Raw genomic sequence first — 22,016 nt, 5'->3', positions numbered from 1 at the left:
AACCGAGCCAACCGAGCCAACCGAGCCAACCGAGCCAACCGAGCCAACCGAGCCAACCGAGCCAACCGAGCCAACCGAGCCAACCGGGCCAACCGGGCCAACCGGGCCAACCGAGCCAGCCGAACCAGTCATGCACCCGCGTCGCGGAACGCGATGAAACGTGATTGCGACGCCGGCGAGACGGATAAGGCAGGTGAACCCGAAGCGAACGGCCTCAGTGCGCCGACGGCGCGGCGGGCGCGTCGGCGAGCGCCGGCATCGATTCCGCCAGCGTGCGCTCCGGGCGGATCCGCAGCGCGGCGACGATGCCGATCAGCAGCATCGCGACCGAGCCGATGAACGGCACGGTCCAGCTCCCCGTGCGATCGACGAGATAGCCGAACAGGATCGGCGACAGGATCCCCGAAATCGCGGAGCCCGCGTTCATCATCCCGCTCGCGATGCCGGCGTGGGTCGGCGCGATGTCGCTCGGCACGGCCCAGATCGGCCCGATCGTCAGTTCGAGGCACAGGAACGACCCCGACAGGCACAACGCGACGCCGGCCGTCGAGTGCACGACCGCGAGCGGCAGCAGGCACACGAGCGCGCCGACGAAGCTCGCGACGATCACGCTCTGGCGCGATAGCGCGAGGTTGTCGGTCTTCCGGTAGATGCGGTCGCACAGCCAGCCGCCGAGCGTGTCGCCGACCACGCCCGCGAAGAACACGCCGGACGCGAACAGCGCGGTCGACTTCAGGTTCAGGCCCTGGCCGTTCAGGAAGAACGTCGGCAGCCACGTGAAGAACAGCCACGCGGTCCAGCCGTAGCAGAAGTAGACGAAGATGGTCGGCGCCATCCGGCGGAACAGCGGCCCCCACGGCGTCGGGCCGGCGGGCGGCGCGGGGCGCGCGGCGCGCGGGCGGCCGTTGCCGGTTTCGTCGCCGAGCGGATGTTCGCGGAAGCCGACGATCCACCACGCGAGCCACACGAGCGTCACCGCGCCGATCACGAAGAACGCCGCGCGCCACGACAGCCACGTCATCAGCGCGGCGACGATCGGCGGCGTGACCGCGTTGCCGAGCCGCGAGAACGAATGCGTGAAGCCCTGCACGACGCCGCGCCGCTCGCGCGGGAACCAGTGGGTGATCGCGCGGGCCTGGGCGGGCAGCGTCGCGCCTTCGCCGATGCCGAGCAGCAGGCGTGCGGCGAACAGCAGCCCGAGGCTGTGCACGAGCCCGGTCGCGAAGGTTGACACGACCCAGATCAGCCCGCAGCCGATCAGCGTGATGCGGGCGCCGAACCGGTCGGCGATCCAGCCGCCGCCGATCTGGCAGATTGCATACGAATACGCGAACGCGGAGAATGCGACGCCGAGTTCGGTATTCGACAGGCCGAGTTCGGCCTTGATCGCGCCGGCCGCGGTCGCGAGGTTGACGCGGTCGACGTAGAGGATGAACGAAAGCGCGCACAGCAGCCACAGCGTGTGGCGCCGTTGACGAGGGTCGTTAGGCATGTGTCTCACTCCATTCTCGTGCGCGGCGTGGCAATGACACCGCGTTCACTGGCCGGGCCAGCATCGCGCGGCGGCGGAGACACTGTCTAATGAATCTTTGGGATCAATCGATAACCCCAGGTATTCATTCCCGTTTCTGCGGCATCAGCGGCATCATCTGCATCGGCCGTACCCGACGCAATGGAACACCACAGGTGAAGAATTGACCGACGACGAAGAACTTTCACTCCGCCGCGAGAGCCGCTTCTGGGAGCTGCCGCCGGTGAAATGGTGGATCCGCGGGCATGGCCGCGACGGCTATTCGTTCCGTCTGCTGCTGTGGCCGCCGGTGATCGTGTTCGCGCTCGAATTCATCTGCATGCTGTTCGACGCGCTGTACACCAGCATCGCCGTCAGCGCCGTCGCGACGCTGTTCCTCGGCTTCGCCGGGTACCACGGCGCGCAGCGCGAATGGCTGGTGCCCGCCGCGACCACGCGCGCGCTCGTGAAGGCACGCATGAAAAAGGCGGCCGAGCGGTTCTCGTCGCTCGGCGTGGGCGCGACCGTGCTCGCGATCTTCGTCGCGGCGACGTCGCTGTCGCTCGTGATGTCGGGTCAGCCGGTGCTCGACACCGCTTCGAAGGACGCGGTGTCGATCTTCATCGCGCTGGTGTTCCTGCCGGTGTACGTATCCGGCGCGGTGCGCAAGCTGGCGATCGCGCGGATCGAGGAGCTGGAGGCGCTGCGCAATGCGACCGTCGGCACCCGCCTGAAATTCGACCGGGCCGGCGCCGTGCGCGCGGTCGTCGTGCAGGGCGCGGCGGGGAAAGGGAAAGTGTCCGTGCGGGAGTACACGGTGCTCGGGTTCAACCCGCCGCTCGAACAGGTCGGGCGCGAACCGCGCGCGTGACGGTCAAAGGCGTCGCAAAGGCGGCGTCTTAAGCCGGAAAGCGCTCGTTGTCCGGCGCCGGTACGAGGTTGTCGGGCCACTGCACTTCGAACCGCGTACCGCCCGCGCCGGTCGGCACGCAGACGGCTTCGCCGTGGTGCGCATGCGCGATCGCCGCGACGACGGCGAGCCCGAGGCCGCTGCCGCCGGGCTGCGACTCGTCAACGCGGCGGAAGGCCTTGAACACGTGCGGCGCGAAATCCGCCGGGATGCCGGGGCCGTCGTCCTCGACGCGCAGCCGGCACATTCCTTCTTCGATGCGCGTCTGGATCCGGATCGTGCCGGGCACCGCGTGGCGGCGTGCATTTTCCAGCAGCGCCAGCAGCGCCTGACGGATGCGCACCGGGTCGCAGCGCATGCTCCGCGTGTCGAGGTCGAGCACCGGATGCTGGCCGGCGGCCTGCAGCGCGTGCGCGAACACGTCGACCACGGCGCGTACCTCGGCGGCAAGATCGGCGTCGCGGATCTCGATGCTCAGGTGGCCGCCATCCGCGAGGCTGACCACGCGCAGATCCTCGATCAGCCGCGTCAGCCCTTCGACCTGTGCGAGCAGGCTGCGGAACTGCGCTTCGTCGGGAGTGAACACGCCTTCGGCGAGCCCCTGCAGGCGCCCGCGCAGCACCGTGACGGGCGTGCGCAGCTCGTGTGCGATCGCGGCGTTCCAGATCGCCTGCTCGTTGGTCACGCGCTGCAGCTCGCCGGCGAGCGCGTTGAAGTTGTCGGCGAGCAGCGCGGCTTCGTGCAGCGAGCGGTCGCCTGCAACGGCGCGCGCGCCGAGATCGCCGCGCGCGACGCGGCGAATGCTGTCCGTGACCGAATTCAGCGGTACGAGGATGCGACGCGCGAGATTGATGGCGACCGCGACCGACAGCACGAGGCCGACCAACGTGGTCGAGACCAGCCACACCCATTCCGGCGCGGTCGGCACCAGGTTCTTCGTGTCGAAGTGCGCGGGCCAGTAGTTGTAGGCGAAGTAGTAGAAGGTGTAGGCGGTGAGCACCACCAGCAGCGTCACGCCGAACGCCATCGCGGCCATCGTCAGCGCGATCTGCCGGCTCAGGCCATCGAGCTTCACGTTCAGCTCCAGAGCTTGTAGCCGACGCCGCGCACGCTGACGGGCACGCCCTGCACGCCGAGGTCGTCCAGCTTCTTGCGCAGCTTGCTGACGTGGCTGTCCACCGTGCGCTCCAGCGCGTCGCCTTCCGGCAGGCAGGTGGCCATCAGCTCGGCGCGGCTGAACACGCGCCGCGGCGCGCGCGCGAGCTGCGCGAGCAGCTTGAACTCGGTGAGCGTCAGCACGAGCGTGTGCCGCTCGCTGCCTACTTCGAGCGTGGCTTCGTGGTGTTCGAGGTCGATCTCGAACGGTGCGACCCGCAGCACGCGCTGTTCTTCCTGGCGGGCGCCGGCCATCGAGCGACGCAGCACCGCCTGCGCGCGCGCGACGACTTCGGCGGGATTGAACGGCTTCACCACGTAATCGTCGGCACCGATGCGCAGGCCGGTGAGCTTGTCGATGTCCTGGTCGAGCGCGGTCAGCATGATGACGGGCGTGTCGCCGCGATGACGGATTTCGGCGAGCACTTTCCAGCCGTCGACGTGCGGCATCTGCACGTCGAGCAGCACGAGGTCGGGCTTGAGCTGCAGGTGCAGTTCCAGTGCGCGGCGGCCGTCGGCCGCGTGCACGGTGCGCAGGCCGCCGCGCGCGAGATAGGCGGTCAGGATCTCGGCGATCTCGGGTTCGTCTTCGGCGATGAGGACGAGTGCCTGGGCGTCCTGGCCGGCGCTGGAAGGGGTCGGGAGATCAGGCAGGGCCATTCGTGTGAGTCCATCGGGGTTTCCATCGAGCCGCCATACTACCGCATGGGAAACACCGCCGAGCAGAGGCCGGGCGGCGGTGCGCGCCGGCTCGTGCCGGCGTGTTCACGAACGGTATGGCGATGATGGCCCGGCTCGATGAGGCCGGCCCGCGCCCGCGGCGGCGGGCGGGTCTCATATCGGCAACCTGCAGGTGCGCGAAGCGCATCGCATCGCGCCCGCGGTGCCGACCGATCGCGGGGCGGCCCGCGTCAGTGGCCGATTTCCTTCAGCAGCGCCGCGGCCGCGAGCTTGCCGATGCCGTTCGACGCGAGCGGGCTGTCGCCCGTGATCAGCTTGCGGTCCTGATGGCAGCGGCCGGTCATGTCCTTGTTGAGCACCTTCGCACCGAGCTGTTCCAGGCTTTGCGCGACGAGCCACGGCAGCGGGCCCGGCATGTAGCCGATGTCCAGATTCGGGCCGGTGTCGAGCGCATCCGGGAACACGCACATCTCGTAGCCCTTGAACGGGTAGTCCTGCGGATCCTCGTCCACGGCGGCCGAGAGCAGGCTCGCGGGCCCGTGGCACAGCGTGATGATGTGCCGGTCGTAGTCGAGCGCCCAGTGCAGCGCGCGCTTCACGTCCTTGCTGTACGGAATGCCGGCGAGGACGCCGTGGCCGCCCGGGATGAACACCGCGATGTACGGCGATTCGGGGCCGAGGTTGGCGTCGAGCACGTCGGACAGCTTCAGCGGCGTCTTGAGCTTCGGCAGGTACTTCCGGTACGTGCCTTGCACCGCCTCGTCCGCGTCCGGCATCGCCCAGAGTTCGAGTTTCGCGGGGTTGCCCGACAGCGTCGCGATATCGATCTCGAAGCCGGCCTGGTCCATGTGATGCATCGGCAGCAGCATTTCGACCGGATGATTGCCGGTCGAGAACATCTTGCCGTTCGTCATCAGGACGTAGCGCTCGTCGGTCGCGATCATCAGCACCTTCCACTTGCCGCCCGTGTACGGATTCGGGTAATCCGCGCCGGTGAAATCGGTCTTCGACGACGTGTACTGCGACAGCGAATACGGGGACGGAAAGTACGCGTTGTTTTCGGCCGGATCGGGCGTGGGCGTTCTGTCCATCTGCGGCTGTTCGGAAGTCATGGCTGCTCCTTTCTCGGGGGACGGATTGAGGATTCGGCATGGAAAACGGCCAAAACGCGTGCATTGCGCATGCACGGTTTCGAATCGGCGGCGTGGGCCTCCGTTCATGCCCGGGGCGAGGGGACGCGTGTCCCGAAGAACCGGTTGCGCGCCGTCATGAATCGTACAGCGGCACCCGTCGCGCCACGCCCCCCCGATCAGGTGGGTCATGACACCGCGCCGCGCACCTTGCGCACACCGTCGTGGATACGCCCGGCACGTGACGCGCGGATGTCTGCCGGGCCTGCGTGGCCGCCGGCTCCCCCTGACAGGGGGGGACGCCGAAGCCGGCGCGTCGGGTATCGTGGCCGCACTCGCAAAGACCGGACCGGACTCGCCGTACGTACGGGCCGTGTCGCTGCGGGAGTGCATCTTTGCCCGGCCGGCATCGTGCCTGACCGGTCGCTTATGGAGCCATTCATGAATCCGTCACAGCCGCATTTGCACGATGCGCCGGCCCCGTCCGCGCATGCGTATCCGCTGCTGATCAAGCAGCTGCTTCACACGCCGCTCGCGACGCGGCCCGAGCAGGAGATCGTGTACGGCGATCAGGTCCGGCACGATTACTGGACGTTCCGGCATCGCATCGGGCAACTGGCGAGCGGGCTGACGTCGCTCGGCGTCGGCGCGGGCGATACGGTCGCCGTGATGGACTGGGACAGCCACCGCTACCTGGAGTGTTATTACGCGATCCCGATGATGGGCGCGGTGCTGATGACCGCGAACGTCAGGCTGTCGCCCGACCAGCTGCTCCATACGCTGAACCATTGCGGCGCGCGCGTCGTGCTGGTGCATCGCGATTTCCTGCCGTTGCTGGACGGCATCCGCGACCGGCTCGTCGCGGCGCAGCACTTCGTGCTGATCGCGGACGGCGCCGAGACCGGGCTGCCCGACGGCTTTGCCGACGAATACGAACGGCTCGTCGCGGCCAGCTCGCCCGATTTCGTGTTCGGCGATTTCGACGAGAACACGCGCGCGACGACGTTCTATACGACCGGCACGACGGGGCTGCCGAAAGGCGTTGCGTTCAGCCATCGCCAGCTCGTGCTGCACACGCTGGCCGGGATGGCCGCGCTGTCGAGCGCACGCGATCGCGGGCGCCTGCATCGCGACGATGTCTACATGCCGATCACGCCGATGTTCCACGTGCACGCGTGGGGGCTGCCTTATATCGCGACCACGCTCGGGCTCAAGCAGGTCTATCCGGGGCGCTACTCGCCCGACGGGCTGCTGGCGCTGATCGAGCGCGAGTCGGTGACGTTCTCGCACTGCGTGCCGACCCTGCTCGGCATGATCCTCGACTGCCCCGCATCGGCGTCGGTCGATCTCTCGTCGTGGAAGGTGGTGGTCGGCGGCTCGCCGTTGCCGGAAGGGCTCGCGCGGGCGGCGCTCGCGCGCGGCATCGACGTGTACACCGGCTACGGGATGTCGGAGACCTGCCCGCTGATGACGATCGCCCAGGTCGATGCGTCGCCGATGGCGAACGGCACGGCTGACGACGAGCTCGCGCGCCGGACCAAGGCGGGGCTGCCGCTGCCGCTCGTCGACCTGCGCATCGTCGATCCTCACTTTCGCGACGTGCCGCATGACGGCCGCGCGGCAGGCGAAGTCGTCGTCCGCATGCCGTGGGCGACGGCCGGCTATCTCGGCGACGCGCCGGCGTCGGCGTCGCTGTGGGCCGGCGGCTATCTCCATACGAACGACATCGGCGTGATCGATCCGGATGGCCGGCTGCAGATCACCGACCGGATCAAGGACGTGATCAAGACGGGCGGTGAATGGGTGTCGTCGCTGGAACTCGAGGACATCCTGTCACGCCATCCCGCCGTACGCGAATCGGCCGTCATCGGCGTGAAGGACGCGCGCTGGGGCGAGCGGCCGCTCGCGCTCGTCGTGCTGGCCGACGATCATGTGGGGCGCGTCGGGCCGGCCGAGTTGCAGGCGCACGTGAAGCAGGTGGCCGATCGCGGGCTGATCTCGCGGTACGCGGTGCCGGAACGGCTGCTGATCGTCGATGCGATCGAGAAGACGAGCGTCGGGAAGATCAACAAGCGGGCGCTGCGGGAGCGCTACCAGCCCGCGTGACGGGGCGGCCGGCCGGGCGCCGGCCGCGCCCGCTCATCCGAGCGTCGTCTTGCCGAGATCCTCGAAGAGCCGGACATTGTCCCAGTAGGCGGCCAGCCGCGCGATGCGGCCGTCGGCATCGAACTCGAACACGAACGCGTGCCGGAGCGTGAACGACCGGCCGCGATTCCGGATGCCGAGAAAGTCCCGCGCCTGCGTGCCGCGGATCGTGACCTCGGCGGTGGCGTGGCGGCCGGCATCATCCGCATGAATGGCGTCGATCCCGTTCGACAGGTCCGGGAACGCGTCCAGCAGCGCGCCCCAGATCATCCTTCCGTGCGTGGCCACCGGAGCGGCCGCGCCGGCCGGCACGTAATCGAGGGCGGCAGCGGGGGAGAAGAGCGCGAGCATGCCTTCGATGTCATGCTGGCGATACCGGTCGAAAAAGGTGGCGACGACGTCGCGACGGTTCATGCGGACTCCTGGCGGAAAGGCTGGGCAACGGTCCCGACGCGCGGCGCGAACCGGCTGTGCAGGACACTTTCCGGTCAGGATGGAGCGACTTTCCCGGCGCGGTAGCCCCCCGAATGGGGGGCTGAACAGCACCCGCCCGATCGAGAACAATGCGAGTCCTTCCGTTCGACCGGCGCGCGCCGCGGTACGGACATCACCTACTTATGAGGGCCGTCGCCGTGTCGCTATGCTGTTTCGACGCGAGGCGGCACCGCGCCGCGCGCCGGCCTGGCCTTCCAGGCGGACGCACGCGCGCAGCGCAAGGAGAACAGGAACAGCATGACGTCCAGCGACAGCAGACAAGCAGCAGGGCCTGCGGACGCCGAGGGGATCGAAGTGCTGGTGCGCACCAAGCTCGCACCGGCATCGGCCCGTGGAATCGTGTCGCGCATCGCGCGGTTCGGCCGGCTCGCGCGCGGCCTCGATCGCCGGCTGACGCTCGTCTGCGCGCCGGCCGGGTACGGCAAGACGACCGTGCTGGCGGAATGGCGCCACGCGCTCGTGGCGACGAACGTGAAGGTCGCCTGGGTGAGCCTCGACCAGGACGACGACAACGCGTCGATCTTCTCGTCGTATGTGGTGGCGGCGATCGTCGACGCGACGGGCGGGGTCGGCGGCCGCGCGCAGCGGCTGCTGCGCGACCGCGCGCTGATTCCGCTGAAGATCGTGTTCGACGAATTGCTCAACGAGCTGGAGGTCGCGGGCGTCGAGCTGTTCCTGATGCTCGACGACTACGACCGCCTCGCGTCGCCCGTCATCCACGACGCGATGTTCGAGCTGCTGCGCTATGCGCCATCGAACCTGCACGTGATGCTGTCGTGCCGCTCGGCGCCCGCGTTGCCGCTCAGCTATTTCGAATCGCGCGACGAGCTCGTCCGGGTCGACGAGGACGATCTGCGCTTCGATGAAGCGGAGACGCGCGCGTTCTTCGAGCGCGTCGCCGGCAAGCCGCTCAGCGCGGAAAACGTCGGGCGGCTGCGCGCGGCCACCGAAGGCTGGGTGTCGGGCCTGCAGCTCGCGGCGCTCGCGTTGCGCGACGACGACGATGCGGCGCGCGTCGCCGAGCAGGTAAGCCATGCGCGCGCCGGCATTGCCGCGTACCTGAACGAGAACGTGATGACGCAGGTGCCGGACGCGATCCGTCATTTCCTGCTCTGCACGGCCGTGCTGGACCGGATGACGCCCGCGCTGTGCGATGCGCTGACGGGCCGCGACGATGCCGTCGAGTGCCTGGAATGGCTGAGCGCGCACAACCTGTTCATCCGCTCGGTCGACGGCGGCCGTCGGAGCTATCGCTATCACGCGCTGTTCCTGCAATACCTGCGCGAGGAGCTGACGTTGCGCCTGCCGGACGAGGTCGCCGCGCTGCATCGCCGCGCGAGCGCGTGGTACGCGGCCGAACGGCAATGGCCGGATGCGGTCAGGCATGCGCTCGCCGCCGGCGATTTCGACGCGGCCGCCGGGTGGGTCGAGGCGTGTGCGATGAAGCTGATCGCCGCCAGCGACGTGCGCACCGTGCTCGACTGGGTGTCGCGCTTGCCGGAGCCGGCACTGGCGAGCCGTCTGCGGCTGCGGATCGCCCACGTGTGGGCGCTGGCGTTGTCGATGCAGATGGTCGACGCGCGCCGCGCGCTGGAGGCGATCGAAGCGGATATCGACGCAAGGCGGCTAGGCACGGATGCGATCACTTCGACCGAGCTGCTCGGCGTCCGCTCGCTTATCGCGGGGCTGTCGGACCGGAGCATCGAGTCGCTCGAGCTCGGCGAGCGCGTGCTGGCGGCCGGCCCACCGGCCGGCTCGTGGGTCGAACAGATCGGGCAGACGACGCTCATCTTCGGGCTCGGCTACGCGGGCCGCCTCGGCGACGCGCTCGACCTGCGTGCGCGGGCGGAACGTGCGGCGTCGGGCCACGAGCCGCTGTTTGCGCATGTCTACCGGCAGAACATGTCCGGCCTCGCCGAATTCGTCGCGGGCCGCCTGCACGATGCGTCGAAGACGTTCGAGACCGCGCTGCGCGGCGCGGAACGCTCGGCCGGGCGGCTGTCGGCGGCGACGGCGCTGTCGGCCGGCTACCTGTCCGCGATCTATTACGAATGGAACGACTGGCCGAAGGTGCGCGAAGCACAGCGCGACCGTTTCGACATCGCGATGCAGGCGTGTTCGCTCGGGCCGCTGCTGCGGTTCATGCAGACGGCCGCAGTGCTGCAGTTCCGGTCGGGCAACGAGGCCCGCGCGCACGAGATGCTCGACGAAGCCGATCACATCGCCTGCAGCCGGCAATGGTTGCGGCTGCGCGTCGCCTGCATGGCGACCGGTGTTCGGCTGCATGTGAGCGCGGGGAAGCTGACACAGGCTCATCGTGTCGGGCGGGCGCTGGCGGCGCTGGTGTCGGCTGAACCACCGGAAGCCGCGTCGAGCTACGTCGAGACGTGGCAGATGGCGCAGTCCGCGCGGGCGCGGCTGCTGCTTGCCGATGCCCGCGCGGAAGAAGCCGCCCGGGTCATGGCAATCGTGCACGACGTGCTGGCCGCGCGCGGGTTCGACTGGTTCGCCGCGCAGGCCGCCGTGCTGCGCGCGGTCGCGCTCGAACAGGCCGGTCAGGAAGACGACGCACTGGCCGTGCTTGCCCCTGCGCTCGAATACGGGCAAGGCAACGGGCTCGTGCGCACGTTCGTCGACGAAGGCGCCGTGGCCGAACGCCTGACGGCGCGCGTGCTGAAGCGGGCCGACCGGTTTCCGGCGGTCGGTGCGTGGTATCTGCGCGAACTCGCGCGCGCGTTCGACGCGGACCGGGCGTCGAATGCCGCGCCGGCCGCACGGCCCGGCACGGCCGGCAACCTGAGCGCGCGCGAGGTCGAAATTCTCGATTACGTCGCGCGCGGCCTGTCGAACAAGGAGATCGCCCGCGCGCTGCGCGTTGCGCCGGAGACGATCAAGTGGCACCTGAAGAACATCTTCGAGAAGCTCAACGTCACGTCGCGCATTCAGGCCGTGCGCAGCGGGCTGGCGCTCGATGCGTCGTCCCGCACGCGCGTCGGCGACGAGTAGGCGGGGGCGCGCGGCGCGCTGACGTTGACACGGGACGACGGGCTCATCGATGCGAGTCGAACGCGGACACGATCTCGTCGATCGTCGCGCGGATGCGCGCGGTGTGGCGCAGGTCGCGATGCGTGACGAGCCAGACCTCGTAGGGCGCTTCCCGCATCTGCGCGGGCCAGATGCGGGCAAGGCCGTCGCGTTCGCCCATGTGCACCGGCACTTCGCCGATGCCGAGGCCCGAGCGCAGCGCGGCGCGCATCATCAGGCTCGAATTCATCCGCCCGACGATGCGCCCGGCATTGATCGGCTCGCCGGCGATCGCCGGCTTCCGGCTTGCGTCGACATACGGCTGGTAGACGACCAGGTCGTGCCCCGCGAACGCACTGCCGCGCGCCGGCTCGCCATGCCGTTGCAGATAGTCGTGCGAAGCGAACAGTCCCATGTCCCAACAGGCGAGGCGGCGCGCGACGAGATCGGGGTTGTCGGGCCGCACGGTGCGCACCGCGATGTCGGCCTCCCGTTTCGCCAGGTTCAGGACTTGAGTCGACGTGTTCAGCGACACGCATACGTCGGGATGCTTCGCATGCAGCCGCGCGATCGACGGCATCACGAATTCGAGCGCGAGCGCATCGGTCGTCGTGATCTTGACCTCGCCGGCGAGCCGCCGGTCGACGCCCTGCGTCAGCCGGACGAGTTCGTGCGCGTGCAGCTCCATCGCCTCGGCGGCGCGCAGCGCCAGCTCGCCGACCGGCGTGGTCAGGTAGCCCTTCGACGAACGCAGGAACAGCGTGGCGCCGAGCATGTGCTCGAGTTGCGCGAGCCGGCGCCCGACCGTCGCCTGGTCGACCCCGAGCGTTTGCGCCGCGCGGCGCAACGTGCGTTCGCGATGAATCGCGAGGAACACGCGTGCGTCGTCCCAGTTCATCGATTGTGCTGACTGATGCATTTTTGCATTCCTCGTTCGGCAATTCACTGCGTGCCCGCGAGCGGCACCGTCCCTAGACTGTCTTCACACCCATTGCGATGCCACGATTCGAGGATGACCCGCGAATCGGCCGCGCATCGACGAACGTTGAGGATCATATCGTGACTGATGACGTGAAAACCCTGCCCGCCGACATGACGGCGATCGAAATCGTGCGCCCCGGCGGCCCCGAAGTGCTTGTGCCGACCACGCGTCCCGTGCCGTCGCCGGGCCCCGACGAAGTGCTGATCCGCATTCACGCGGCGGGCGTGAACGGCCCCGACGTATTTCAGCGCAAGGGGCTGTACGATCCGCCGCCCGGCGCGTCCGACATTCCTGGCCTCGAAGTCGCCGGCGAAGTCGTCGCGGTCGGCCGCGACGTCACGCGCTTCGCGATCGGCGACGAAGTCTGCGCGCTGATTCCGGGCGGCGGCTACGCGGAATACGCGGTGGCGAACGAGAGCAATACGCTCGCGATTCCCGAAGGCCTCGACATGACGGAGGCGGCGGCGATGCCCGAAACCTTCATGACGGTCTGGTTGAACCTGTTCCAGCGCGGCCAGTTCACGGCCGGCGAGAGTGTGCTGATTCACGGCGGCGCGTCGGGCATCGGCACGACCGCGACGATGCTGGCGAAGGCGTTCGGCGCGTCGACCATCATCACGACGGTGGGCTCGGAAGCCCAGCGCGAAGCAAGCCTGCGGCTCGGCGCGGATCTCGCGATCGAGTACCGCAACGAGGATTTCGTCGACGCGGTCAAGCGCTTCACCGACGGCAAGGGCGTGGATGTGATCGTCGACATCATCGCCGGCGACTACGTCGCGCGCAATTTCGCGGCAGCCGCGATGAACGGCCGCATCGTCCAGATCGGCGTGATCAACGGGCCCGCGAAGGAACTCGACCTGTTCCCGATGCTGACCAAGCGGCTCACGCACATCGGCTCGACGCTGCGCTCGCGCACCTACGCGGAGAAGGCGCAACTCATCCGCGAGCTGGAGGAAGCGGTGTGGCCGCTGATCCGCCAGGGCACGGTGAAGCCGCAGGTCTACCAGACCTTCGATCTTCGCGATGCAAGCGCGGCGCACGCGCTGATGGATTCCGGCCGCCACATCGGCAAGATCGTGCTGCGCACGCCTGCGGCGGATCGGGCGCCGGTATCCGCCGCAGGCGGCAAGCATTCCACATGACGGGGCCTCGCTTCAGCCCCCCGGATGGGGGGCTGAAGGCAACGCGGCGAATGGCGACAATCGGTACCACTGAACATGACGGCGCGCGGCGCGAGCGATGGCCCAGGGGCACGTCGACGCATCGCGGGCCGCGGTTCGAAACCGAGGCCGCGCCGCGCGGCCGGGCGCGGGATGGCCCGAGCGTGCGTGCCTGGCGGATGTCGCGACGGCCGCGATGGACGATGAATCGAAATGGACATGCTTGAAAACATGCGGACGTTCGTGCGTGTCGTGCAGGCCGGCAGTTTCACCGCCGTCGCGAAGCAGTCCGACATGGCGACCGCTCAGGTGTCGCGGGCCGTCGCCAGCCTGGAGGACTACGCGCAGATCCGGCTGCTGAACCGGACGACCCGCAAGATCGCGCTGACCGACAACGGGCGGCGCTATTTCGAACGCCTGCTGGCGATCCTCGGCGACGTCGACCAGGCGAACGCCGAAGCGCGCAACGCGCTGGTCCGCCCGTATGGGCGGCTGCGCGTGCATACGATGCCGGGGCTCGGGCAGAGCCACGTGACCGCATCGGCCGTCGCGTATCAGGCGATCTTCCCCGAGGTGTCCGTCGAAATGACTTACTCGCAGCGGCTGCCGAATCTCGTCGAGGAAGGGTACGACGTGTCGGTCGTCACCGCGTCGAGCCTGCCCGATTCCGGCTATATCGCGCATTCGTGCGGCCGGAGCTACAGCGTGCTGGTCGCGTCGCCGGCCTATCTCGCGCGGCACGGTACGCCGCGCACGCCGGCCGAACTCGCGGGCCATGCATGCCTGTGCCTCGATACGCCTGCCGACGCGAATGGCGAATGGCAACTGCACGGTGCCGACGGGGACGTCGCGGCGCACACCGTGACCGCCGCGTCGTTTCACGCCAATGCGCCAGAGGCGCTGTCGATCGCGCTGCGGGCCGGGCTGGGCATCGGTCCGCTCGCGATCTATTCGGTCATCGACGATTTGCGCAGCGGGCGGCTCGTCCGCGTGCTGCCCGATTACCGGCTGACGATGCTCGACGTCTACGCGATGTTCGCGTCCCGGCGATTCGTGGACGCGAAGATCCGCACCTTTCTGGATCACCTGCGCGCGACGCTGTCGCCCGCACTGGCGGCCGACGAGCACGCGCTCGAAGCGATTGCCGCGCCGCGCGGCCGTGCGCGCACCCGTGCGTTGTCGGGTGCGGTGGCCTGACCGCTTTTCCTTGCAGTTTCCCCGCAGTTTCCGTTCGTTCCTTGAGGAGAATTCGATGAAGATCCGCCTTGCCGTCGTTGCAGGTTTTGTCGCGCTGTCGCCGATCCTGGGCCATGCGCAGTCCGGTGCGCCCAATGCGGATGTGTCCGGCCCGCAACGGGTCACCACGTCGCCGGCCGCGTCGTCCGTTGCGTCACTGTCCCCGTCGGCGGCGGCGCGGTCGGCGAAGAAGGCCGATCGCGCGGCTGATCGCGCGTTCGCGAAGAAGGTCCGTCAGGCGATCACGAAGGCGCCCGGCATCGGCGGCGCGCAGGTCACCGTTTTTGCAAAGGCGAAGACGGGCGACGTGACGCTGGCCGGGCAGATCACGGACCAGTCGCAGGATCAGGTCGCGGTGGATGCGGCCCGCCAGGTGCCGGGTGTCACGTCCGTGAAAAGCCGGCTGCAGTTGCGCCTGGAAGGCGGGCAGTAACGGGCATGTGCCCCGGGCGGCTACGTCCGGGGCATTTGCCGGATGAATGACGCGGCTGTTCGCGCACAGATGCCGCTTCGTTGTCGATCGGCGCTCCGTCACGCGCGATCGCGCTTGTCGTGCATCACCATGATGGTTTGCTGCATGACCGCGCACAGCGTTTCCTTGTCGCCGGCGACGGCGAAGACTTCCGCCTTGGTCACGATCAGCGTTCGCCCCGGCCGGATCACCTCGCCGCGGGCGATCAGCTTGTCGCCCGCGGCAGGCGCGACGAGGTTGATCTTGTACTCGACGGTCAGCACCGACGCATCGGCGGCCACTGTGGTCATCGCCGCGTAGCCTGCGGCCGAATCGGCGATCATGCCGACCACGCCGCCGTGGACGAAACCGTGCTGCTGCTCGATGCCCTGCCAGTGCGGCACGTGGATCTCGGTGCGTCCGATATCGATCAGCGGCATCCTGGCCTGGATCAGGCGCATCGCGTGCTGCTTGTCGAAACTGGCGGCGACGGATTCGAAGTAGTTCGGGTTGAGGGCTTCGGTCATGGCGCTTTGAGTGGGGTGAGCCGAGGTTCGTCCGGGATGTCGGCGCGCAAGCCGTTCGCGCACGGCTTGCGGGCGTGTCCGGAAGCGTAACGCAACAACGCCGGACGCGCGGTGAGCGCGCTATGGATAGTCGAAATACTTCGCGACCCCGTGCCCGTTGCCATCGAAATCGATGGTGGGACAGGTGCCGATCTCAGGGCGCCCGCCCCAGGTGAGATGCAGCACCGAATAACGGCCGGGCTCGTCGACGTGGGTGCAGATCACGTCGTCGCAACCCAGTGCGTGAGCGATCACTTTGAGATTGCGCCGGTAGAACGGATGCTCCGGGTGGATTTCGATTTCAAGTTCCGCCTGGATGCGTGCGTGATCCGTATCGCACGCGCGTGCCGGATCGTCGAATGTGCACCACCAGTCCGAACCTGCCGGCTGGTCCAGCTTCGTTTCGCTGTCGGAGGTCATGGGTTGCGTGTCTCGCGGGTCATGATGATCGATGACGTGCGGTGCTCGTCATGCCGGTGAATCCACCGCCGGCCCTCCCGGTGCCGGGATAGGCACGTTCTGATAGGGCCGGCAGGGCCGATAGCCATTGTTTCATACGGGACTCGGCCTGCCCGGCTGGCGCGCTGCGGCCTCAGATGCGATCCAGCAGCACAAGTATGACGACGATGATGACGATCATCCCGACGGTGCTCGAGGGCCAATAGCCCCAGCTGCGGCTGTGGGGCCATGCAGGAAATGCACCGACGAGTATGAGAATCAGAATGATGATAAGGATCGTACCGAGCATCGCACCCCTCCTGTAACGGATTGGACATCGCGGTTCTCCCGCCGGAGGCGACTGGAGCAATTCATGTGCCGTCACGGCGAGCACGGCGCATTGGCAAGGTCCGGAGGGCGTGGAATTCACGAAATGAATACCCCCGGATTCAGAAAATAAAGTTTAAAAATGCGTCCCCGCCCCCTATGCTGAATCCTTCTGATCTGGCGGGCATGCGATGGCTGAACTTTTTCTGGTACGGCACGGGCAGGCGTCCTTCGGCACGGACGACTACGACCGGTTGTCCGCGGCGGGCGAGCAGCAGAGCGTCTGGCTCGGCGAATACTTCGCGCAGCAAGCGCTCACATTCGACCGCGTGATCTGCGGCACGCTGAACCGCCACGCGCAGACGGTCGACGCGATCCTGCGCGGGATGGGCCGCGAAGGCGCGCCGGTCGACCGCCACCCGGGGCTGAACGAATACGACTTCCACGGCCTGTTCGCGGCCGCCGCGCACGATTACCCCGACATCGCCCGCCTCGCGGCCGGCTCGATGAAAGAGCATTTCCGCGCGCTCCGGCAGGTGCTGCAGCTCTGGTCGGAAGACAAGCTCGGCGATTCGGCCCCCGAGACCTGGGCGCACTTCCAGCAGCGCGTGGCCGATGCCCGCGCGGCCATCCGCCACGGCGGCGGCCAGCGCGTGCTGGCGGTGAGCTCCGGCGGCCCGATCGCGGTCACCGTGCAGCAGGTGCTGGCCGCGCCGCCGTCGAGCGCGATCGCGCTGAACCTGCAGATCCGCAACAGCAGTCTTTCGCAGTTTTTCTTCAACGCCGATGCGTTCCACCTCGCGTCGTTCAACGGCATCCCGCATCTGGAGGATCCCGAACGACACGCGCTGCGAACCTACGGCTGACCCACGAACGATCGCGACGATGACGAACCCTACCCAGCAACTCGACGCAGCCCGCCTCACGCGCTATCTGGAAGCGCACGTGCCGGGCTTCGAAGGCCCGGTCGACTTGGAGAAGTTTGCCGGCGGCCAGTCGAATCCGACTTTCCTGCTGCACGCGAAGAGCGGCCGCTACGTGCTGCGCCGCCAGCCGCCGGGCGAACTGCTGAAGTCCGCGCACGCGGTCGACCGCGAATTCCGCGTGCTGAGCGCGCTGTCGGGCACCGCGGTGCCGGTCGCGCGTCCGTATCACCTCTGCGAAGACCGCGACGTGATCGGCAGCATGTTCTACGTGATGAGCTACGAGGACGGCCGGATCTTCTGGGATCCCGCGCTGCCGGAACTGCCGAAGGCCGATCGCGCGGCGTGCTACGACGCGTTGCTGCAGACGATGGCCGCATTGCACGACGTCGATGTCGACGCGGTGGGCCTCGCCGACTACGGGCGCCCCGGCAACTACTTCGAGCGCCAGATCGGCGTGTGGACGAAGCAGTACCGCGCGGCCGAAACGGAGCGCCTCGATGCGATGGAGACGCTGATCGACTGGCTGCCGAAGGCGTGCCCCGCCGACACGGGCCGGCCGACGCTGGTGCATGGTGACTTCCGGATCGACAACCTGATGTTCGCGCGTGACAGCTATAGCGTGCAGGCCGTGCTCGACTGGGAACTGTCGACGCTCGGCAACCCGCTCGCCGATCTCGCGTATCTCTGCATGTGCCTGCGGCTGCCGTCCGGCGGGCAGGTGCGCGGGCTCGCGGGCCAGGATCGCGCCGAACTCGGCGTGCCGGACGAAGCGGCGATCGTCGCGCGTTATTGCGAACTGCGCGGCATCGAGCCGATCCGCGACTGGCACTTCTACCTCGCATTCAGTTTCTTCCGGCTCGCGTCGATCGCGCAGGGCGTGAAGGCGCGCGCGCTGCAGGGCAATGCATCGAGCGAGCAGGCGCTGCGCGTCGGCGCGATGGCCGGGCGGCTTGCCGAACTGGCCGTCGGCGTGATCGACGCGCATCGCTGAAGCCGCCGGTTTCACCGGGCAGCGGCAAGACAACACATCAATGGAGGAGCACAGCAACATGGCAACGAATCTGTTCGACCTGACGGGCAAGATCGCATTGGTGACGGGCGCGAGCCGCGGCATCGGCGAGGAAATCGCGAAACTGCTCGCGGAGCAGGGTGCGCACGTGATCGTGTCGAGCCGCAAGCTCGACGATTGCCAGGCCGTGGCCGACGAGATCGTCGCGGCAGGCGGTCGCGCCGAGGCGCTGGCCTGCCACGTCGGGCGGCTCGAGGACATCGCCGCGACGTTCGAGCACATCCGCGGCAAGCACGGCCGCCTCGACATCCTCGTGAACAACGCGGCCGCGAACCCGTATTTCGGGCACATCCTCGATACCGACCTCGCCGCGTACGAGAAGACGGTCGACGTGAACATCCGCGGCTACTTCTTCATGTCGGTCGAGGCCGGCAAGCTGATGAAGGCGCACGGCGGCGGCGCGATCGTCAACACGGCGTCGGTGAACGCGCTGCAGCCGGGCGACCGGCAGGGCATCTACTCGATCACGAAGGCCGCGGTCGTCAACATGACGAAGGCGTTCGCGAAGGAATGCGGGCCGCTCGGCATCCGCGTGAACGCGCTGCTGCCGGGCCTCACGAAGACGAAGTTCGCGGGCGCGCTGTTCGCCGACAAGGACATCTACGAGACCTGGATGGGGAAGATCCCGCTGCGCCGCCATGCGGAGCCGCGCGAAATGGCCGGCACCGTGCTGTATCTCGTGTCGGACGCGGCGAGCTACACGAACGGCGAATGCATCGTCGTCGATGGCGGCCTGACGATCTGAGCGCGCGATGAAGATCGACAGCTACGCCGGACAGGCCGTGATGATCACCGGCGCCGCGAGCGGCTTCGGCGCGTTGCTCGCGAGCGAGCTGGCCGCGATGGGCGCGCGCGTCGCGCTCGGCGACTTGAACGCCGAAGCGCTCGAGCGCGTGGCCGCGCCGCTGCGCGCGGCCGGCGCCGACGTGATCGCGCAGCGCTGCGACGTGCGCGTCGAGGCCGAGGTGGCATCGCTGGTGCACGCGGCCGCCGAGCGTTTCGGCCGGCTCGACGTCGGCATCAACAACGCGGGCATCGCACCGCCGATGAAGGCGCTGATCGACACCGACGAAGCCGATCTCGACCTGAGCTTCGCGGTGAATGCGAAGGGCGTGTTCTTCGGGATGAAGCACCAGATCCGCCAGATGCTCGCGCAGCGCGAAGGCGTGATCCTGAACGTCGCGTCGATGGCCGGGCTCGGCGGCGCGCCGAAGCTGGCGGCCTACGCGGCGTCGAAGCATGCGGTGGTCGGGCTCACGAAGACGGCGGCCATCGAATACGCGCGCCACGGCATTCGCGTGAATGCGGTGTGCCCGTTCTACAGCACGACGCCGATGGTCACCGACAGCGATATCGGCGACCGCCAGGATTTTCTCGCGCAGGGCTCGCCGATGAAGCGGCTCGGCCGGCCCGAGGAAATCGTCGCGACGATGCTGACGCTGTGCGCGAAGGAAAACACTTATCTGACCGGGCAGGCCGTCGCCGTCGACGGCGGTGTCTCGGCCTTCTGACGGAACCGGACGAACGGAATCGAGGAGTTGATCATGGACTTTGGCTACACCCCGAAAGTGGAAGAACTGCGCAGCCGCGTGCGCGCATTCATGGACGCGCACATCGTGCCGCGCATCCGCCAGTGGAACGAGGAAGTGCACGCGGGCCAGTATCCCGTGTCGTTCATGGAGGAACTGAAGGAGCGCGCGAAGGCGGAAGGGCTGTGGAACCTGTTCCTGCCGCACCTGAAGGACGACGAGCCCGGCACGGGCCTGACGAACCTCGAATACGCACCGCTCGCCGAGATCATGGGGCGGGTGGGCTGGGCGTCGGAAGTGTTCAACTGCAACGCGCCGGACACCGGCAACATGGAACTGCTGCACATGTTCGCGTCGCCCGAGCAGCGCGAACAGTGGCTGAAGCCGTTGCTGCGCGGCGAGATCCGCTCGGCGTTCGCGATGACGGAGCCCGACGTGGCGTCGTCGGATGCGACGAACATCACGACGCGCATCGAGCGCGTGGGTGACGAGTACGTGATCAACGGCCGCAAGTGGTTCATCACGAACGCCGCGCATCCGAACTGCAAGATCTTCATCGTGATGGGCAAGACCGATCCCGAGGCCGCGTCGCACCAGCAGCAGAGCATGATCCTCGTGCCGCGCGACACGCCGGGCGTGACGATCGTGCGCAACATCACGGTGGTCAATCACTACGCGCCGGAAGGGCACTGCGAGATCACGTTCGACAACGTGCGCGTGCCGGCGAGCAACCTGCTCGGCGAGGAAGGCAGCGGCTTCGCGCTCGCGCAGGCCCGCCTCGGGCCGGGCCGCATCCACCACTGCATGCGTTCGATCGGCGCGGCCGAGCTTGCGCTGGAGCTGATGGTCGACCGCGCGCAATCGCGCGTCGCGTTCGGCAAGCCGCTGAACAAGCACGGCACGGTCGGCGAATGGATCGCGCGCTCGCGCATCGAGATCGAGCAGGCGCGTTTGCTGGTGCTGAAGGCCGCGTGGATGATCGACAAGGTCGGCGCGAAGGCCGCCCGCAAGGAAATCGCGATGATCAAGGCGCTGGTGCCGACCGTCTACACGGACGTGTGCGACCGCGCGATGCAGGTGTTCGGCGCGGCGGGGTTGAGCCCCGATACGCCGCTCGCCGACCTCTGGACCTGGGGCCGCGCGCTGCGCTTCGCCGACGGCCCGGACGAGGTGCACCTGCAGGCGATCGCGCGGATGGAAATCAAGGACGGCGAGCCGGGTTCGACGGCCCCGTACCTGACGCCGCCGCCGCGCGGCTGAGCGTCGCGCCAGGATGCGCAGGGCCGTGGACGAACGGGCGGCGCCCGCCGTAAGATGCCGGCAAGGAGATCCGGCGATGCGCCTTTCGAAGATTGACCTGAACCTGTTCGTCGTATTCGACGCGATCTACACCAAGCGCAACCTGACGCGGGCCGCGGAGGTGCTGAATCTCACGCAGCCTGCCGTCAGCAACGCGCTGGCGCGGCTGCGCAAGACCCTGAACGATCCGCTGTTCGTCAGCACGCCGGCCGGGATGATGCCCACGCCGCTGGCCGAGAACATCGTCGGCCGCGTGCGCGAGGCGATGCAACTGCTCGATTCGAGCGCGCATGAAGGCGACGTGTTCGATCCGGCGTCGTCGACGCGCGTGTTCCGGATGAGCATGAGCGACCTGACCGAAGCGCTGCTGCTGCCCGCGCTCGGTGAACTGCTGCAGACGCACGCGCCCGGCATGCACGTGCGCAGCTACACGATGGACCGCCGCGAAGTCGCGACCGCGCTCGCGAACGGCTCCGTCGACATCGCGATCGACGCGCCGCTGATCGGCGATCCGCACCTGCACCAGGCGCTGCTCGTGCGTGACCGCTATGCGTGCATGATCCGCGACGATCACCCGTTCAAGGGCGACACGCTCACCATGGACGACTACCTTGCGATGGGGCACATCCACGTGTCGAGCCGCCGCAAGGGCAGCGGACACGTCGACGCCGAGCTGACGCGCCTCGGGCTGCGCCGCACCATCCAGATGCGCGTGCAGCACTACATGGTCGCGCCGCTGATCGCGATGCGCGGCGATCTCGCACTGACGGCGCCGCTGCGGCTGCTGCAGCGCTATCCGGCGCGCATTCTCGAACTGCCGTTCGAGATGCCGGCCCTCGAATACTTCTGCTACTGGCATCGCAGCGCCGATCAGGACCAGGGCAGCCGGTGGCTGCGCGAGCAGTTGATGATGCTGATGGGCGGGATCGGCGAGGCGGCGTGACGGTGGCGGCCGTGTCAGCGTGACGTGTGCTGTCCGTCGA

The 22,016-nt window shown here is 68.1% G+C and carries 21 protein-coding genes; 12 read left to right on the top strand and 9 right to left on the bottom strand.

Going from position 1 to position 22,016, the window contains the following annotated elements; translation table 11 throughout:
• Window positions 1-214 precede the first annotated feature (214 nt).
• Window positions 215-1,492 carry an MFS transporter gene (locus BCO18175_RS35935; protein ID WP_174988067.1) on the bottom strand — a complete coding sequence of 426 codons (1,278 nt, stop codon included), beginning with the start codon at window positions 1,490-1,492 and terminating at the stop codon, window positions 215-217.
• A gap of 202 nt (window positions 1,493-1,694) precedes the next feature.
• Here BCO18175_RS35935 and BCO18175_RS35930 point away from each other — a divergent pair, with 202 nt between their 5' ends.
• Window positions 1,695-2,381, top strand: a complete 687-nt coding sequence (locus BCO18175_RS35930; RefSeq protein ID WP_174988064.1) for a hypothetical protein — start codon at window positions 1,695-1,697, stop codon at window positions 2,379-2,381.
• A gap of 28 nt (window positions 2,382-2,409) precedes the next feature.
• On the opposite strand, the gene BCO18175_RS35925 is transcribed toward BCO18175_RS35930, so the two are convergent.
• From BCO18175_RS35925 to hchA, 3 genes are all read right to left on the bottom strand, one after another.
• The gene (locus BCO18175_RS35925) at window positions 2,410-3,495 is read right to left on the bottom strand and encodes an ATP-binding protein (protein WP_174988061.1); all 1,086 of its coding nucleotides are present in this window, start codon (window positions 3,493-3,495) and stop codon (window positions 2,410-2,412) included.
• Window positions 3,496-3,497: 2 nt separating this feature from the next.
• Window positions 3,498-4,235 carry a response regulator gene (locus BCO18175_RS35920; RefSeq protein ID WP_438820311.1) on the bottom strand — a complete coding sequence of 246 codons (738 nt, stop codon included), beginning with the start codon at window positions 4,233-4,235 and terminating at the stop codon, window positions 3,498-3,500.
• A 251-nt stretch (window positions 4,236-4,486) separates the two neighbouring features.
• Window positions 4,487-5,368, bottom strand: coding sequence for a glyoxalase III HchA (hchA, locus tag BCO18175_RS35915; protein ID WP_174988058.1), 882 nt, complete (start codon window positions 5,366-5,368; stop codon window positions 4,487-4,489).
• 447 nt (window positions 5,369-5,815) lie between these two features.
• Between hchA and BCO18175_RS35910 the strand changes: the two genes are divergently transcribed.
• The gene (locus tag BCO18175_RS35910; RefSeq protein WP_438820526.1) at window positions 5,816-7,492 is read left to right on the top strand and encodes a fatty acid--CoA ligase; all 1,677 of its coding nucleotides are present in this window, start codon (window positions 5,816-5,818) and stop codon (window positions 7,490-7,492) included.
• Between the two features lie 33 nt (window positions 7,493-7,525).
• Here BCO18175_RS35910 and BCO18175_RS35905 read toward each other — a convergent pair whose 3' ends face one another.
• Window positions 7,526-7,945 (bottom strand): nuclear transport factor 2 family protein, encoded by a 420-nt coding sequence (locus BCO18175_RS35905; RefSeq protein ID WP_174988051.1) that lies wholly within the window; start codon window positions 7,943-7,945, stop codon window positions 7,526-7,528.
• Between the two features lie 318 nt (window positions 7,946-8,263).
• On the opposite strand from BCO18175_RS35905, the gene BCO18175_RS35900 reads away from it, so the two are divergent.
• On the top strand, window positions 8,264-11,032 hold the full coding sequence (locus tag BCO18175_RS35900) for a LuxR C-terminal-related transcriptional regulator (RefSeq protein WP_174988048.1): 2,769 nt from the start codon (window positions 8,264-8,266) through the stop codon (window positions 11,030-11,032).
• Between the two features lie 43 nt (window positions 11,033-11,075).
• Here BCO18175_RS35900 and BCO18175_RS35895 read toward each other — a convergent pair whose 3' ends face one another.
• Window positions 11,076-11,969 (bottom strand): LysR family transcriptional regulator, encoded by an 894-nt coding sequence (locus BCO18175_RS35895; RefSeq protein WP_254608225.1) that lies wholly within the window; start codon window positions 11,967-11,969, stop codon window positions 11,076-11,078.
• A 173-nt stretch (window positions 11,970-12,142) separates the two neighbouring features.
• Here BCO18175_RS35895 and BCO18175_RS35890 point away from each other — a divergent pair, with 173 nt between their 5' ends.
• From BCO18175_RS35890 to BCO18175_RS35880, 3 genes are all read left to right on the top strand, one after another.
• Complete coding sequence (locus tag BCO18175_RS35890; RefSeq protein ID WP_174988092.1) at window positions 12,143-13,174, top strand: NAD(P)H-quinone oxidoreductase; 1,032 nt, start codon at window positions 12,143-12,145, stop codon at window positions 13,172-13,174.
• 231 nt (window positions 13,175-13,405) lie between these two features.
• A complete protein-coding gene (locus BCO18175_RS35885) occupies window positions 13,406-14,389 on the top strand; it encodes a LysR family transcriptional regulator (RefSeq protein ID WP_174988046.1) in 984 nt (327 codons plus the stop codon).
• A gap of 55 nt (window positions 14,390-14,444) precedes the next feature.
• Window positions 14,445-14,861: a BON domain-containing protein gene (locus tag BCO18175_RS35880; RefSeq protein WP_174988043.1), complete on the top strand. Its 417-nt coding sequence runs from the start codon at window positions 14,445-14,447 to the stop codon at window positions 14,859-14,861.
• A gap of 98 nt (window positions 14,862-14,959) precedes the next feature.
• Here BCO18175_RS35880 and BCO18175_RS35875 read toward each other — a convergent pair whose 3' ends face one another.
• The 3 genes from BCO18175_RS35875 to BCO18175_RS35865 form a co-directional block, all read right to left on the bottom strand.
• Window positions 14,960-15,406, bottom strand: coding sequence for a PaaI family thioesterase (locus BCO18175_RS35875; protein ID WP_174988040.1), 447 nt, complete (start codon window positions 15,404-15,406; stop codon window positions 14,960-14,962).
• A gap of 120 nt (window positions 15,407-15,526) precedes the next feature.
• Window positions 15,527-15,865: a hypothetical protein gene (locus BCO18175_RS35870; RefSeq protein ID WP_174988037.1), complete on the bottom strand. Its 339-nt coding sequence runs from the start codon at window positions 15,863-15,865 to the stop codon at window positions 15,527-15,529.
• 172 nt (window positions 15,866-16,037) lie between these two features.
• On the bottom strand, window positions 16,038-16,193 hold the full coding sequence (locus BCO18175_RS35865) for a DUF3309 family protein (RefSeq protein WP_174914499.1): 156 nt from the start codon (window positions 16,191-16,193) through the stop codon (window positions 16,038-16,040).
• A 208-nt stretch (window positions 16,194-16,401) separates the two neighbouring features.
• Here BCO18175_RS35865 and BCO18175_RS35860 point away from each other — a divergent pair, with 208 nt between their 5' ends.
• The 6 genes from BCO18175_RS35860 to BCO18175_RS35835 all read left to right on the top strand — a co-directional run bounded on the left by BCO18175_RS35860 (window position 16,402) and on the right by BCO18175_RS35835 (window position 21,976).
• Window positions 16,402-17,076: a histidine phosphatase family protein gene (locus BCO18175_RS35860; protein ID WP_174988034.1), complete on the top strand. Its 675-nt coding sequence runs from the start codon at window positions 16,402-16,404 to the stop codon at window positions 17,074-17,076.
• Between the two features lie 19 nt (window positions 17,077-17,095).
• Window positions 17,096-18,127 (top strand): phosphotransferase, encoded by a 1,032-nt coding sequence (locus tag BCO18175_RS35855; RefSeq protein WP_174988031.1) that lies wholly within the window; start codon window positions 17,096-17,098, stop codon window positions 18,125-18,127.
• Window positions 18,128-18,185: 58 nt separating this feature from the next.
• On the top strand, window positions 18,186-18,950 hold the full coding sequence (locus BCO18175_RS35850) for an SDR family oxidoreductase (RefSeq protein WP_174983848.1): 765 nt from the start codon (window positions 18,186-18,188) through the stop codon (window positions 18,948-18,950).
• Window positions 18,951-18,957: 7 nt separating this feature from the next.
• On the top strand, window positions 18,958-19,716 hold the full coding sequence (locus BCO18175_RS35845; RefSeq protein ID WP_174988028.1) for an SDR family NAD(P)-dependent oxidoreductase: 759 nt from the start codon (window positions 18,958-18,960) through the stop codon (window positions 19,714-19,716).
• Window positions 19,717-19,749: 33 nt separating this feature from the next.
• The gene (locus tag BCO18175_RS35840; protein WP_174988025.1) at window positions 19,750-20,994 is read left to right on the top strand and encodes an acyl-CoA dehydrogenase family protein; all 1,245 of its coding nucleotides are present in this window, start codon (window positions 19,750-19,752) and stop codon (window positions 20,992-20,994) included.
• A 76-nt stretch (window positions 20,995-21,070) separates the two neighbouring features.
• Window positions 21,071-21,976 carry a LysR family transcriptional regulator gene (locus BCO18175_RS35835; RefSeq protein ID WP_174988022.1) on the top strand — a complete coding sequence of 302 codons (906 nt, stop codon included), beginning with the start codon at window positions 21,071-21,073 and terminating at the stop codon, window positions 21,974-21,976.
• Window positions 21,977-22,016: the final 40 nt, after the last annotated feature.

The sequence above is a fragment of the Burkholderia lata genome, from assembly GCF_902499335.1.
Lineage (GTDB): Bacteria > Pseudomonadota > Gammaproteobacteria > Burkholderiales > Burkholderiaceae > Burkholderia > Burkholderia lata_B.
The sequence above is the reverse complement of the archived record's forward strand: the minus strand, read 5'-3'. Positions and strand labels throughout refer to the sequence as shown.